Genomic DNA, 14,390 nt, shown 5'->3' on the forward strand with positions numbered 1-14,390 from the left:
GACGCCGCGCGAACTGCTGCGGACGCTATCGCGCGAAACTAACAATTCGCTGACAGGCAGACGACGGCGGGCCCGCGCAGGACAATGGGGATAAGACCCGGCGGGTCACGCTGCCGTCGTCAAACTGTGCACACGGCATTCAGATGATCCGCGCGACCAGCGGAATGCGCCGCAACAGCGCCGCCGCCAGCCAGCTTCCGGACAGCGTCCCGACCAGGACGATGGCGAACTTCACCGCCGCGGGCCAGGCCGGATCGTAGACCAGATATTGCAGCCACAACAGCGGCAGGAAGTGCAGCAGATAGATGCCATAGGCCGACGGCTGCATGCGATCCACCAGCGCCAGCGGCGAACTCCTCCAGCGCAGGAAGAAGGTCGGTACTGCGAACGCCATCGAAGCGCAGAAGCTCGCCACCGCCATGCCGTAGGCCGCACGCCACCACAGCGGCGGCGAGTCGAAATCGGCGATCCAATTGTGATGCGCGTAGGCGAGAAACAGGATCAGACCATAGCAGCCATAGGACAGTCCGAACCACACCGGCCAACGCTGCACCAGCGCCCCCTGGGCGGCGAACGGCCCGGTTGTCAGTCCAGCCGCCCCCATCGCCACACCAGCAATGAAGAAGACGGGATAAAGCAAAGACCGGCTCGCCTGCAGCGGCAGCGGAAAATGCCCGGGCATGAACCATACGCCGTCGCCGAACCAGAGATGCGGCGGCAGATAGGCGGCGTTCGCGACCAGAAGGAAGACGGCAAATCCCAACAGGGGCCGGCGCAGCAACGCTGCGGCCCATCGGCCGATGCGACCGATCAGTTGCGGCGCCATGGCCCATGACAGCGCCGCCGCTGCATCGAACGCCAGCAGCACGCCGAGAAACCAGGCCGAGCCCGATGGCCACGGACCTTCGCAGACCATCCGCCACCACACCGTAGTGAAGTGGTCCTCCGCCACATAGTACCGATAATAGGCGATCGGCATGATCACGAAGATCGACACGATATAGGGCACGCCGAGGCGCAGCGCGCGACGGCCGACATAATCCGACGGTCCCCGCCTCGCCAGGCTCGCCGGCACGAACAGACCGGAGATGAAGAACATGCAGGACATGAAATAGCTGTCGTTGAACAGCGCGATGAGATCGAAGCCGAGCCAGTGCATGCGATCGCCGCCCTGGCCGAAATAGGTGTAGTTGATCGCGGAGTGATACAGCACGACCGACAGCGTGATGAAGGTCCTGGCGCGGTCGAGCGCGACGATCCGGCCGGCGACCGTCTCGGCCTGTTGCAGGTTCTGGGTCACGCGGTCATGCATCGGAATGGCGTCCAGTGGATCAGCCGCGGCCATGCGGCACCGGGCTTCAATATATTTCGCGCAGCGCCCGGCCGATATCCTGCTTGCGTATGCGAGCCGTGCGCCAAAGCAGGCACGATCACGAAGGCGTCATCGCAGGCTCGGCCGCGCAGGGCCGGGAATAAACCGTCCGCTTCTCCGCTCTCCTCACCCGCAAGCCCAATGAGGGCAACGGGAGAGCATGATGAGCTTCGATGATCATGACGAGCGCGGCGTCAGCCGCCGCAAGGTGCTGGAATGCATGACATGGGCCGGCACAGGCGTGCTCTGGACGCTGTCAGGCGGCGTGCTACGCTCGCTCGGCCTCGTCGACGCGGCCCAGGCCGCCGAGCAGCAGGCCTCCGGCCTGACCTTCCTGCAGATCAGCGACAGCCATGTCGGCTTCGACAAGCCGGCCAATCCGAACGCGATCGGCACGCTGGAAGAGGCCATCAACCGGGTCGAGGCGATGCCGGTCAAACCGGCCTTCATGATCCACACCGGCGACATCTCGCATCTGTCGAAGGCAGCCGAGTTCGACGATGCCGACCGCATCATTTCGCAAAGCAGGCTCGACGTGCATTACGTGCCCGGCGAGCACGACTTCCTCGACGAGGACGTCAAGCTCTACAAGGAACGCTATGGCAAGGGCACGCGCGGCGCCGGCTGGTATTCGTTCGACGCCAACGGCGTGCACTTCATCGGCCTCGTCAACGTGGTCAATCTCAAGGCCGGCGGCCTTGGCAATCTCGGCGCGGATCAGTTGGAATGGCTGGCGCAGGACCTCAAGGGCCGCTCCCGTTCGACGCCGATCGTGGTGTTCGCGCATATCCCGCTGTGGACGGTGTATGCGCAATGGGGATGGGGAACCGAGGATGGCGGCCGCGCGCTGGAAGCCTTGAAGGAGTTCGGCTCGGTGACGGTGCTGAACGGCCACATCCACCAGGTGATGCAGAAGGTCGAGGGCAACGTCACCTTCCACACCGCGCGATCGACCGCATTCCCGCAGCCAGCGCCGGGCACAGCGCCCTCGCCCGGCCCGATGAAGGTCGAGGATGCGAAGCTGCGCAGCCTGCTCGGCATCGCCAGCATCGACTTCAAGCCCGGCGCGGAGCGCCTGGCGATCATCGACACGCCGCTGGCGGGCTGAGGATCGATCGCGATGACAGGATTCGTGTCGTTCGACCGCAGCATCGGCTGGGCCCTCGCTGCTGTCCTGCTCGGCTTCGCGGCAACCCCGCTGCGCGCCGAGACCATCAAGGTCACGATCGACAATTTCACCTTCACCCCGGCCGAGGTGACGGTAAAGGCCGGCGATACCGTGACCTGGACCAACCATGACGACATTCCGCATACGGTGGTGTCGGCCGGCAAATACCGATCGAAGACGCTCGACACCGATGACAGCTTTTCGTTCACCTTCGCGGCGAGCGGCGACTACAAATACTTCTGCTCGCTGCATCCGCACATGACGGGGCTGGTGAAGGTTGAGTAGCGCCGCAAACCAGGGCATGAGCATCACATCATGGTCGAGCCGGCAGCGTTGCGCGGACCCGGCCGTGATGCCGCGAAGCGACCCGGAGAGGAAGCCGGTGACCACACCGCATGATGATCCCGAAAGGGCGCGGCGCTTCCGCGAGGCGGCGCTGCCGCATCTCGACGACGTCTATACGCTGGCGCGCTATCTGCTCCGTCATCAGGCCGACGCCGAGGATGCCGTGCAGGAATGCTATTTGCGCGCCTACAAGCATTTCGACACTTATCGCGGCCCGGCGATCAAGCCATGGCTGTTCGCGATCCTGCGCAATGTCTGCCACGCCGAATTCGCACGCCGCGCCGGCGCACCGGTCAAGGCGCTCGACGATGCGCCGGAGACCACGGAGCAGGCAGCGCTTTGGCAGGACAGCGTCGAGACGCCGGAAGGCGCCATGCTGCGCGAGCGCGACGCCTCGTCGATCCAGCGCCTGATCGATACGCTCACCGAGCCGTTTCGCGAGACCTTGGTCCTGCGCGAGATCAACAACCTGTCCTATCGCGAGATCGCGGAGGCCGCCGGCGTGCCCGTGGGCACGGTCATGTCGCGTCTCGCCCGGGCGCGCGCGATGCTGCGCGCCGCCTGGCTGGCGCAGGAGGAACCCTAAGCCATGACCTGCGACGATGTCGAAATCCTGATCCACGCGCTGGCCGATGGCGAGCTCGATGCCGGCCATGCCCGGGAGGTCGAGGCCCATATTGCCGCCTGCCCGCGCTGCGCGGCCGAGCTCACTGCGATCAGGCAGATGAAGCAGGCGCTGGCCGGCGCTGACCTGACCATCAAGGCGCCCGCCGCCTTGCGGCAGCGCATCGAAGCTGCGCTGCCTGCCGCTGCTGCGGCGTCGATCACGCCGCTCGCCGCGGTGCCGAGCCGGCGCACACTGCTGAAGGGCTTTGCGATGGGCTCGGCCGTATCGGCGCTGGCCGCCACCGGTCTCGTCGCGGTCGTGTTGCACAACGACGACCAGCAGCGGATCGAGGCCGAGATCGTCTCGGCGCATCTGCGCTCGCTGCAGGCGGGTCACCTGACCGATGTGATCTCGACCGATCAGCACACCGTCAAGCCCTGGTTCAACGGCAAGCTCGACGTCGCGCCGCCGGTGATCGACCTCACGGCACAGGGCTTCACTTTGATCGGTGGCCGGCTCGATTACGTCGACGCGCGCCCGATCGGTGCCGTCGTCTATCGCCGGCGCCAGCACGTCATCAATCTGTTCGTGGCGCAGACATCATCCGCCGAGCGCCGCGGCCCGCGGCTCGACACGATCCAAGGATTCAACATCCGCAGCTGGCGCGACCGCAGCCTGAGCTATTGGGCGGTGAGCGATATCAACGCCGACGAGCTCAATGAGTTCGGCGAACGGTTCGAGCGCACGATGGGTGGGAGCGGCTGAGGCGAGCTTCAGTCGTTGCGAACGAAGCGAAGTGAGCCCGCCAATGGCGAGAGAGAAACTGATATGGTGGGCACGGCGCTTCGCGCTTTTGCCCCCTGCGAAGCCGCATTCCTCGGATGTCATGCCCGCGCAGGCGGGCATCCAGTACGCCGCGGCCCATCGAGATGATCACAACTGTCCCGGCGTACTGGATCGCCCGGTCGAGTCGGGCGATGACAGCTCGCCGTGTCGCGCCGACGTTGATCGTAGCCGGTCAGCTCACGCCGATTTGCGGATCGCGTTGTCGACCAGGGTCTTGCCGAGCGACCAGATCGCGCCGGGGACCTTGTGGCTCTGGGCGATCACGTCGTCGAAGGCCCGTTCGATCCAGCTGCAGTCCTCTTCGGTGATCGTCAGCGACGGCAGCAGCTTGATGGTGTGCAGGCCGTGGCCGGCGACCTGGGTCAGGATCTTGTGATCCTTGAACAGCGGCACCGTGATCAGCTGGCAGAACAGGCCCTTATTGGCGCTCTCCAGCACATTCCACGAGGCTTTCAGGCGCAGCGATTTCGGCGGGCCGAACTCAACGCCGATCATCAGGCCCTTGCCGCGCACTTCCTTCAGCAGCTCATAGCCCGGCACCATGCGCGTCAGCGCCAGGCGCAGCTCGGCGCCGCGCTTGGCGGCGGCCTCGATCAGCTTCTCGGCCTTGATCACCTCGAGCGTTGCGATCCCGGCCGCCATTGCGAGGTCGTTCTTGGCGAAGGTCGAGCCGTGTACGACAGCCCGATCCATGCGGTTGAAGATTTTGTCGAAAATGTGCTTACGCGTCAGCAGAGCGCCGACGGGCACGTGGCCGCCCGACAGCGCCTTCGACAGCAGCACCATGTCGGGCTCGACGTTCCAATGTTCCACGGCAAGGAACCGCCCCGTGCGGCCCATACCGGTCTGGATCTCGTCGGCGATGAAGATCGTGCCGTATTTCTTGCAGAGCGCAGCGGCACCGGGCAGGAACTCGTCGGAGGGCATGTTGACGCCCTTGCCCTGGATCGGCTCGACGATGAAGGCCGCGATCTCGCGCGACGACAGCGCCTGCTCCAGAGCAGCCAGATCGTTGAACGGCACGGCCGTGCAACCCGGCAGCAGCGGCTCGAAGCCGCTCCGGAAGTTGGAATCATCGGTCAGCGACAACGCGCCATAGGTCAGGCCGTGATAGGAATGCCCGCAATAGACGATGCCGGGCCGGCCGGTCGCGCCACGCGCGAATTTGATCGCCGCCTCGACGGTCTCGGCGCCGGAATTGGCGAAGAACACCTTGTCCAGGTATGGGACATATTCGAGCAGCCGCTCGGCCAGAACGCCGGCAAGTGTCGACACATCGAGCTGGACGAGGTTCGGGAGATCGCTGTCGAGCACGCTCTTCAGCGCGTCACGCAGGGTCGGATGGTTGCGGCCGATTGCAAAGACACCAAAACCGCTCAGCAGGTCGAGGTAGCGGGCGCCGTCACGATCGTAGAGATATTGGCCTTGTCCCTTTTGGAACCCGACATCGTATCCGATCGTCTTGAGAACGCGAACCAGCTGCTCGTTCAGATGCCGAGAGTGCATCGTGCTGCGCTGCGCTTGGCGCTCCACAAACATCTCGGAAACGTCTAGATTTGGTTTTAGCATCAGCTACATACTTCGGTTGAGAGACGTTTCGTCAACTGAAAACGCGCAATGCGGCGTTTTGCCCTCATTCGCATCATCAAAGCAAGCACGGGTTTCTGCCAATGTTGCATCGCTCCAAAAACCTCATGCGAACAATGATAACATATTCGGGCGTTTTGTTCGCATCAGGAATTTCGTCCGCGCTCGCAGCCGATCCGACCGGCGACTGGCGAGTGTCTGACGGTGTCGCAAACATCCGAGTCGCACAATGCAATGGCAGCATGTGGGGCGTCGTGGCCTGGGAGAAGACCCCGGGGGGGCGTGACAGCAACAATCCCGATCCGGCCAAGCAGAGCCGTCCGACACTCGGCATGCCGATCCTGATCGACATGAAGAGGAAGGCCGGAGCCGACCAATGGGAAGGCCAAGTCTACAACGCCAAGGACGGTCAGCTCTATAGCTCCACGATCACACCCAGCGACCCAGATCATCTGGAGATCAAAGGATGCGTGCTCGGCTTCCTGTGTGGGGGCGAGACGTGGACGCGGGTCGGTCCACCGATCCCGTCGAGCCCCGTGAACAGCATGGCCAAAGGTACACAGAAACCGATCGCGCCCGCTCCGGCTGCGGCCCCGGCTCCGAAGACAACCACGGGCGCGGTGGCAGCGGCCGGGAAACCGGCAGCGAAGCCCGCCGACCAGGTCGGCGACATCTGCCTGCTGCCGGAGATCGCGCGGGTCCGCTGAAGCACGGCGGACGTTCCAAAACAAAAGCGGCCGAGATGCTCGGCCGCTTTTTTCGTCGTCAAGATCCGCAGTGCGCGCCTATTCCTTGACCTCGCGCGGCTTGCCCATCAGGGCCGGCTGGAACAGCAGCACCGCGGCCAGCGTGGTGACCAGCGACAGCGCCAGCAACTTGCCCATGCTGGATGTCCCGGGGTGGCTCGACAGCCACAGGCTGCCGAAGGCGGTCGCTGTCGTCAGCGCGCTGAAGAAGATCGCCCGTGTCAGGCTGGTCTGCAGCAGGTTCGTTCTGCCGGAACGCCAGGCCACGACATAATAGATCTTGAAGGCCACGCCGATGCCGAGCAGCAGCGGCAGTGCGACGATGTTGGCGAAGTTCAGCGGCAGCTTGATCAGAACGCAGATTTCGAGCGTCACCGCACCGGCCACTAGCAACGGCACCAGCGTCATGAGCACGTCCGAGAAGCGGCGCAGCGTCACCCACAACAACAGGCTGATCACGACCAGCGAGTAGATGCCGGCGTGAATGAACGCCTTCACGATCGTGTCACCGGACTTCAGGATCGAGACCGGTCCTCCGATCGCATTCGGCTCCGCGGCCAGCACCGCGTTGGCGAACCGTCGGAGATTATCGTTGTCGTTCGGATCCCCTTTCGGCTGGGCCTCGACGCGAATCAGGCCGTCCTTGCTCTTCCACTGCGATACGAGCTCGGGCGGCAGGTTCGCGAGCGTCACCGGCTGCGCCTGCAAGGTCGCGTTGAGCTGCTCCAGCGTGATCTGCAGCGGCTCGACGAATACGGCCTGCGCCTTGTTGCGAAGGCTCTCGCTGGCGCCGGCAAGCTTGGCGAGCGCGTCGGCCAACCGCCGAGAGGCCACCGCACCAGACCCCTGCCCGTCACCGGCCGTGCGGCGCAGATTGTTGACGGTCGAATTCAGCGCGTCGATGTTCTCTTTATCGGTCGGCGCTGCATCGACCTGATCCGGATTGAGTGCAGGCCCGAGCACCTTCGCGCCCTGCGCGATCATCGCCAGCTTGGCCGGCTGATCCTCCGGCACGAAGCTGTCCAGCGACATCACGCGCGCCACTTCAGGCAGCTTGGCGAGCTTGGCCTCGATCGCCTTGGCCTCGGCTTCCGAGCGCGTCAGCACGTCGATAGCATTGGCGCCGGTGTTCGGGTCCTTGCGGAGGTCCAGATAGGTCGCAATCGACTCAGCGTGCGGATTGCGCAGGTTCATCGGGTTGAAGTCGAACTTCATGAAATAAAGCAACGGCAGGCCGGCGATGACGAGGCCAAGCGTGCCGACGATGATCGGCACCCGGTGCGTTTCGAGGAAGTGATCGACCGGCGCCAGGAAGGCATAGCCGACCGGCTCCTTCTCGCCGGGCGGATTGAGGATCTTCAGCAGCGCCGGCAGAACCGTGATCGACGACAGGAAGGCGATCATCATGCCGGCGCCGGCGATGGCGCCAAGCTCGGAAATGCCCTTGTAGTCGGTCGGCAGGAAGCAGAGAAATCCGGCAGCCGTCGCCATCGCCGCGAGCGACAGCGGCACCGCGGAGCGCCGCGCCGCCTCGGCGAGCGCCTCCGGCAGATCGTCATTCTTGAAGCGCTCGGAGCGGTAGCGGACGCTGAACTGGATGCCGAAATCGACGCCGAGGCCGATGAACAGCACGGCAAAGGCGACCGACAGCAGGTTCAGCGAACCGACCATCATCAGTCCCACCGCAGTTGTCATGGCAAGGCCCATGAACAGATTGATGAACACGGCCGAGATGATCTTGGCCGAATGCAGCGCCAGCCACAGGATGATCAGCACGACCACGACGGTGCCGATGCCGTTGACGACGGCCCCCTCCTGCACCGTGGCATATTCCTCGTTGGCAATCGGGACCGGCCCGGTCAGCCTCACACGCGCATGGAACCGGTTGGGGAAATCGAGCTCGGCCGCCGCCTGGCGGATCGCGTCGGTCGCGGCCTTGCCGGGCTCGAGCGCCTGGTAATCGAGGATCGGCTTGAACTGGATGAAGGCCCGCTTGTCACCGTCGGTGAGCGGCTTGTCCGAGATCAGCTGGCGCCAGGAGAAGGTGGCATCGCCCTTGTCGAGCAGGGTCTCCACCGTTTGCGAGATGTAGTCGAACGGCCGTGCGGTGCTGTCGAGCTTGACCTGGCCACGCGTGACGCCGGCAAGACCCGTCTCCAGCGCACCAGTCAGACCGCGGATCGACGGGTCACCGGCCATGATCTCGATCAGCGGCGCCGCGGCAGCGAACTGCCCGGTCAACTGCTTCACCTCGTCCGTCGGCAGGAACAGCAGCCCGTTACGGGCGAAGAACTCACCGCCGCCGAGCAGATCCACGGAGGAGAAGTTCTTGGTGTCGCCCTTGAGCTTCTTGGCGAGCGCATCCGCCGCCACGCCGGTCAGTTCCGGCGTCGCCGCCTCGACCACGCCGAGGATCATCCGGTCGCGATCGAACGCCTGCTCATATTGCTGATCGCGCTTGCGCCAATCGAGCTCCGGGGAAATCAGCTTGTTGATGTCAGTGTTGATGGCGAAATGACCGGCGGTGTAGACGCCCGCCGCCACCGACAAAAGCAGGCCCGCAATCAATGTCGGCCACGCGAACCGCGTGCAGGCCTTGACGATGGAGACGACAATCGTTGTCAGCACTTCTTGACTTTCTAATGTTTTACGGGCTGGGCGGAAACGTCCGCTTCATGGCGGAGTTCCCTGGCCAGGACCAGCCGCGGACCATGTCCACAGCGGCCCCGACACGGCCCTGGCCCAAACCCGTGACGAGTCGGATGGTCCCTGGACGGAGGCTCAGATCGAGCGATGCACGGAACCGTCGGGGCGGCTGATATAGCGGCTGTTCTCGGCGGTAAAGTGACGAACGAGTGAGATCCTAAGTAGCTCAGGTAACAAGGATAATTTGCAATTACTAAAATACCACCATCGATTCGCGGCCCGTGTGCGTTCGATCACATGCGAGCGAGTTGCAAACCGGCTTTCCTCCGTGCTCGATTTTTGACACAAAGCCCTGCGCTTCCATGCGGAGCAGCGCGCAAATGAGGCATTCGCTTGGTGCGGATATTGCAGCTCATCACGCGCACGGAGGTGCGGGTCGAAAGTGAGGTAACGTGACTGACCGACGTCCACTGCAGATCTATCTCGCGCAGCCGCGCGGTTTTTGTGCGGGAGTCGTGCGTGCGATCGACATCGTCGAGCGCGCGCTGGAGAAGTACGGCCGGCCCGTTTATGTGCGTCACGAGATCGTGCACAACAAATACGTCGTCGAGAGCCTCAAGGCAAAGGGCGCGATCTTCGTCGAGGACCTCTCGGAAGTCCCGCCGCGCGCGGTGACGGTGTTCAGCGCCCATGGCGTGGCACGCAGCGTCGAGGAGGAGGCAGCCGCCCGGGGCCTGCCGGTCCTGAATGCCACCTGCCCCCTCGTGACCAAGGTGCACAACCAGGGCAAACGCTATATGTCCAAGGGACGTACCCTGGTACTCATCGGCCACGCCGGACATCCGGAGGTCGAGGGCACCATGGGCCAGGTTCCCGGCCCCGTTCATCTGGTCCAAAACGTCACCGATGTGGCCGCTTTGCCCCTGCCCAGCGACACGCCCGTGGCCTATATCACCCAGACTACTCTGAGCGTAGACGACACCAAGGACATCATTTCGGCCCTTCAAGCCCGCTTTACAGACCTTCAAGGTCCCGATATCCGGGATATCTGCTATGCGACACAGAACCGCCAATCTGCGGTAAGGGACTTAAGCAAGCTGGTGGACGTTATCCTGGTGGTGGGCGCCGCCAATAGCTCCAACTCGAACAGATTGCGCGAAATCGGCACCGAGGCCGGGGTCGCAAGCTATCTGGTCGCGGATGGCAGCGAGCTCAATCCGGAGTGGCTGAAGGGCGCCCGGGCCGTCGGCATCACCGCTGGCGCCTCGGCTCCCGAAGTGCTCGTCGACGACGTCATGGAAGCCTTGCGGCGCATCGGACCGGTTGAGGTCGCGGTGGTCCCGGGGCGGGAAGAAAACATCGAATTTCGCCTGCCGGCCGAATTGGTCGCGGGCTGATCGCTCCTCGTTTGGTCCAGAAAGAAGAGACGTAATGGCAATCCCCTTCCATAAGGAACTGCGTATCGGGGCCTATCTGATGAAGCAGAAGCTTCTCGGCCGCAAACGCTATCCGCTCGTGCTCATGCTGGAGCCGCTGTTTCGCTGCAACCTTGCATGTGCAGGCTGCGGCAAGATCGACTATCCCGACGCGATTCTCAACCGCCGCATGACGGCGCAGGAGTGCTGGGACGCGGCCGACGAATGCGGTGCGCCGATGGTGGCGATCCCCGGCGGCGAGCCGCTGATCCACAAGGAGATCGGTGAGATCGTACGCGGCCTGGTCGCGCGCAAGAAATTCGTCTCGCTCTGCACCAATGCGCTGCTGCTCGAGAAAAAGCTCGATCTGTTCGAGCCCTCGCCCTATCTGTTCTTCTCGGTGCATCTCGACGGCCTGCGCGAGCATCACGACAAGGCCGTGTCGCAGAAGGGCGTGTTCGATCGCGCCGTGTCGGCGATCAAGGCCGCCAAGGCGCGCGGCTTCACCGTGAACGTCAACGCCACCGTGTTCGACGGCCATCCGGCCGAGGAGATCGCCAAATTCCTGGACTTCACCACCGAGCTCGGCGTCGGCGTCACCATGTCGCCCGGCTACGCCTATGAGCGCGCGCCGGACCAGGAGCACTTCCTGAACCGCACCAAGACCAAGCAGCTGTTCCGCGACGTGTTCGCGCTCGGCAAGGGCAAGAAGTGGAATTTCATGCATTCCGGCCTGTTCCTCGACTTCCTGGCCGGCAACCAGGAGTTCGAGTGCACGCCCTGGGGCATGCCCGCGCGCAACATCTTCGGCTGGCAGAAGCCCTGTTACCTGCTCGGCGAAGGCTACACCAAGACCTTCAAGGAGCTGATGGAGACCACCGATTGGGACTCCTACGGCACCGGCAAGTATGAGAAGTGCGCCGACTGCATGGCGCATTGCGGCTACGAGGCCACCGCGGCCGACGCAGCGCTGAGCAATCCGCTGAAGGCGATGTGGGTGTCGCTGCGCGGCATCAAGACCGAAGGCCCGATGGCGCCGGAGATCGACCTCTCCAAGCAGCGCCCGGCGCAGTATGTGTTCTCGTCCGAGGTGCAGAAGCGCCTCTCCGAGATCCGCCGCGACGAGGCAATCGAGGCGCAGCAGAAGGCCTCGACCGCGGCCTGATCCGCAGCCCCGTCAACCGATAGCAAGAAGGCCGCCGAGCAATCGGCGGCCTGTTTCGTTTGGGGCGATATGAGAACGCTTGGAGGCGTCAGCACCTGGTTGCTGTATTTCAGCAGCGGTCCATCGCCGTGCCAGCCGGCGCAAGCATCCGCCTTGACACGAAGCTTTCTCCACACGTCATTGCGAGCGCAGCGAAGCAATCCAGGGGGGTTTGCGGGACTCTGGATTGCTTCGCTGCTGTTCAGACCGGGGACATAGCTTACACCTGTTCGGAGACATAGTTGACACTTTTCGGGCAGCGCAAATCGATCGCTGCGATCTGATGCGCGGCAAAGAAAATTCCGAATTTTCCGTCGGAACTGAGCGGACGAATAGCGAGCCGCTCACCGCGAAAGGCTTGCGGGACTTTCCAGAGCCGTCCCTTGAAACTGACATAGGCCTTGGTGGTGGATACCGAACGGACGATCTCGCCATCGTCGTATTCCACCGTCGGAAGGCGATCCAGCATCGTGCGCTGGCTGGGTCGATAGCGGCTTGCGGGCACATCGAAGTCCAACGCCTCGTGCGGCCGGTCGAGATTGTAGACGGCCCGCCAGTCGTCGAACGCCCGCTGGACGTCGATCAGGTCGCGATAGCGCTTGAGGGCAAAGACCTCGGCCTTCAAGGTGCGGTGGAAGCGTTCGTTCTTGCCCCGGCTCTGAGGATGGTAGGGCCGGCTGTGGATCGTTCGGACGCCGAGCTTCAGAAGCCACACCGTCAGCGTGGTCCAGGGGTCTTCAAGGGTGAAGCCCCAGGGGCCGCCATTGTCGACGAACATCGCATCCGGCAGTCCGTAGCGGCGGAACGTCGTCTCCAAATGGCCTTGTACCGTAGAGCCTCGTTCGTTGTCACAGGCGGCCAGGCACAAGGAGAAGCGCGAGTGGTCGTCCAACGCCGTCAGCGGATGACAGGACACGCCGTTCTCCAGCGCGCTGTGCCCCTTGAAGTCCATCTGCCAAAGCTGATTGGGCGCATCCTTCTCGAAGCGCGTGTAGGGCTGCCCGGGCGTGCCTGCAGGCTCGCTCACGCGATCGTAACGGCGCAGGATGGAGTGCACGGTGGATATCGCCGGGACAGCTTGCCCATCGCGCTCGAGACGACGTGCGAGCTTGCGCGCGCCCCAGGCCGGGTGAGCATCGCGCAGCGCGACAATCTGCTGCTCAGTCGCAGCCGCCGTGCGCTCCGGACTCCGATGCGGCCGCCGCGATCGGTCCGCCAGCGTCGTATCGCCAGCATCATCCCGCTGGATCCACTTGTAGCCGGTCTGGGGGCTGATGCCGAACTGCCGACACAGCTGCCGCCGGTTTACTCCCTCCTGCTTGGCAAGCATCACAAACTCTCGTCGCTGATCCATGACAGACACCTCTCGCCACGGCATCGCTCGCCCCCTTGTTTGACGAATCGAGCCGATTTTGACGTGTCAACCATGTCCCCGAACACCCGTCAGCCATGTCCCCGGGCTAAACACTGCGCTCGCAATGACGGAGCAAGCCAAATGAGCGGCGAACCTGGCCGATAATAGAAGTTGGCGATCGGAGACGGGCCTCACGCCTCGGCCGCGGCCAGCGTCTCGGTCTCGAGGAAGTGCTCCGCCGCGAGCAGGCCACTCAGCAGCAGGTCGCGGGCGCCGCGCAGCGAACGCAAAGCGCGGTTGAACTCGATGCCGGTGGAAACCAGGCCGCCCAGCACGGTCGGATTGCGGGCCACGCCGCGCAGGATCATCGGCAGGTCGATAGCCCCGTTCGGCTTGATGGCGTCCTTGGCCAGCGACGGCAGCGTGCGATGCGCGGGATCGGAGATCACCCGCAGGGCCGCGAACGGCAGTCCATACTCAGCGGCGTAGGCGGCTGCGATGTGGCTCTCCATGTCGACGGCGGCTGCGCCGGTCTTCATCCGCAGCGCCGCCTTGCGGGCCTGCGCCACCACCACTTCCTCGGCCCCGGCGAGCACGCCGCGCACCACCCGGCGCTTCTTCAGCGCGGCACGCGCGATGTGCTCCTCACGGAGCGACATGCCCGACAGCCAGCGCGCGTCCCCGGCGGTCACCTCGGTCGCGACAACGATGTCACCGGCCTTGAGACTGGGATCGAGGCCGCCGGCCACGCCGAAGCTGACGACACCGCGAATAGACGTCGGGTCGAACACCGTGAGCAGCGAGCGCAATTGCTTTGGATCGCTCGAACTGCAGATAACCATCATGCCGGGCCCGGCAGCAATCCGGGCCTCCTGCACCAGACCGGTCACAACCAGAACCGGTCGCGGATCAATGGGGCGATCCGCGGACGTTTCGTCCCCCATCCCCAACTTCACAATCCGACCCCTGCCACCTGTATCGGACGTCGCGCAAGCCGACGTCTCCGTCTCTTGTTCCAATGCCTCGAGCGCGGCGGCGCCAGAGCGGAAAGACCTTAACAAACCGAGGATTACGCAGAAAAAATCCGCGAGGAAACCCTG

At 64.0% G+C, this 14,390-nt stretch carries 12 protein-coding genes; 7 read left to right on the plus strand and 5 right to left on the minus strand.

What is annotated here, in order from left to right; translation table 11 throughout:
• Positions 1-139 precede the first annotated feature (139 nt).
• Positions 140-1,345 carry an acyltransferase family protein gene (locus tag ACVIJ6_RS35305; protein ID WP_456776514.1) on the minus strand — a complete coding sequence of 402 codons (1,206 nt, stop codon included), beginning with the start codon at positions 1,343-1,345 and terminating at the stop codon, positions 140-142.
• A gap of 190 nt (positions 1,346-1,535) precedes the next feature.
• On the opposite strand from ACVIJ6_RS35305, the gene ACVIJ6_RS35310 reads away from it, so the two are divergent.
• The 4 genes from ACVIJ6_RS35310 to ACVIJ6_RS35325 all read left to right on the plus strand — a co-directional run bounded on the left by ACVIJ6_RS35310 (position 1,536) and on the right by ACVIJ6_RS35325 (position 4,257).
• Positions 1,536-2,480 (plus strand): metallophosphoesterase family protein, encoded by a 945-nt coding sequence (locus ACVIJ6_RS35310; RefSeq protein WP_456776515.1) that lies wholly within the window; start codon positions 1,536-1,538, stop codon positions 2,478-2,480.
• A gap of 12 nt (positions 2,481-2,492) precedes the next feature.
• Positions 2,493-2,825 (plus strand): cupredoxin domain-containing protein, encoded by a 333-nt coding sequence (locus tag ACVIJ6_RS35315; protein WP_456776516.1) that lies wholly within the window; start codon positions 2,493-2,495, stop codon positions 2,823-2,825.
• 97 nt (positions 2,826-2,922) lie between these two features.
• Positions 2,923-3,471: a sigma-70 family RNA polymerase sigma factor gene (locus tag ACVIJ6_RS35320; RefSeq protein WP_456776517.1), complete on the plus strand. Its 549-nt coding sequence runs from the start codon at positions 2,923-2,925 to the stop codon at positions 3,469-3,471.
• Between the two features lie 3 nt (positions 3,472-3,474).
• Positions 3,475-4,257 (plus strand): anti-sigma factor family protein, encoded by a 783-nt coding sequence (locus ACVIJ6_RS35325; RefSeq protein WP_456776518.1) that lies wholly within the window; start codon positions 3,475-3,477, stop codon positions 4,255-4,257.
• A gap of 258 nt (positions 4,258-4,515) precedes the next feature.
• On the opposite strand, the gene hpnO is transcribed toward ACVIJ6_RS35325, so the two are convergent.
• Positions 4,516-5,907, minus strand: a complete 1,392-nt coding sequence (hpnO, locus tag ACVIJ6_RS35330) for an aminobacteriohopanetriol synthase HpnO (RefSeq protein WP_456776519.1) — start codon at positions 5,905-5,907, stop codon at positions 4,516-4,518.
• A gap of 101 nt (positions 5,908-6,008) precedes the next feature.
• On the opposite strand from hpnO, the gene ACVIJ6_RS35335 reads away from it, so the two are divergent.
• Positions 6,009-6,632: a DUF2147 domain-containing protein gene (locus ACVIJ6_RS35335; RefSeq protein ID WP_456776520.1), complete on the plus strand. Its 624-nt coding sequence runs from the start codon at positions 6,009-6,011 to the stop codon at positions 6,630-6,632.
• A gap of 78 nt (positions 6,633-6,710) precedes the next feature.
• Here ACVIJ6_RS35335 and hpnN read toward each other — a convergent pair whose 3' ends face one another.
• Positions 6,711-9,299 carry a hopanoid transporter HpnN gene (gene hpnN, locus ACVIJ6_RS35340; protein ID WP_456776521.1) on the minus strand — a complete coding sequence of 863 codons (2,589 nt, stop codon included), beginning with the start codon at positions 9,297-9,299 and terminating at the stop codon, positions 6,711-6,713.
• Between the two features lie 488 nt (positions 9,300-9,787).
• Between hpnN and ispH the strand changes: the two genes are divergently transcribed.
• Entirely contained in the window at positions 9,788-10,714 is a 927-nt protein-coding gene (gene ispH, locus ACVIJ6_RS35345) for a 4-hydroxy-3-methylbut-2-enyl diphosphate reductase (protein ID WP_456777151.1), read from the plus strand.
• Between the two features lie 34 nt (positions 10,715-10,748).
• Positions 10,749-11,897, plus strand: a complete 1,149-nt coding sequence (gene hpnH, locus ACVIJ6_RS35350; RefSeq protein ID WP_456776522.1) for an adenosyl-hopene transferase HpnH — start codon at positions 10,749-10,751, stop codon at positions 11,895-11,897.
• 259 nt (positions 11,898-12,156) lie between these two features.
• On the opposite strand, the gene ACVIJ6_RS35355 is transcribed toward hpnH, so the two are convergent.
• Positions 12,157-13,314: an IS481 family transposase gene (locus ACVIJ6_RS35355; protein ID WP_456771077.1), complete on the minus strand. Its 1,158-nt coding sequence runs from the start codon at positions 13,312-13,314 to the stop codon at positions 12,157-12,159.
• Between the two features lie 167 nt (positions 13,315-13,481).
• Positions 13,482-14,246, minus strand: a complete 765-nt coding sequence (locus ACVIJ6_RS35360) for a phosphorylase (protein ID WP_374050100.1) — start codon at positions 14,244-14,246, stop codon at positions 13,482-13,484.
• Positions 14,247-14,390 lie beyond the last annotated feature (144 nt).

It is taken from the genome of Bradyrhizobium sp. USDA 4369 (assembly GCF_054056435.1).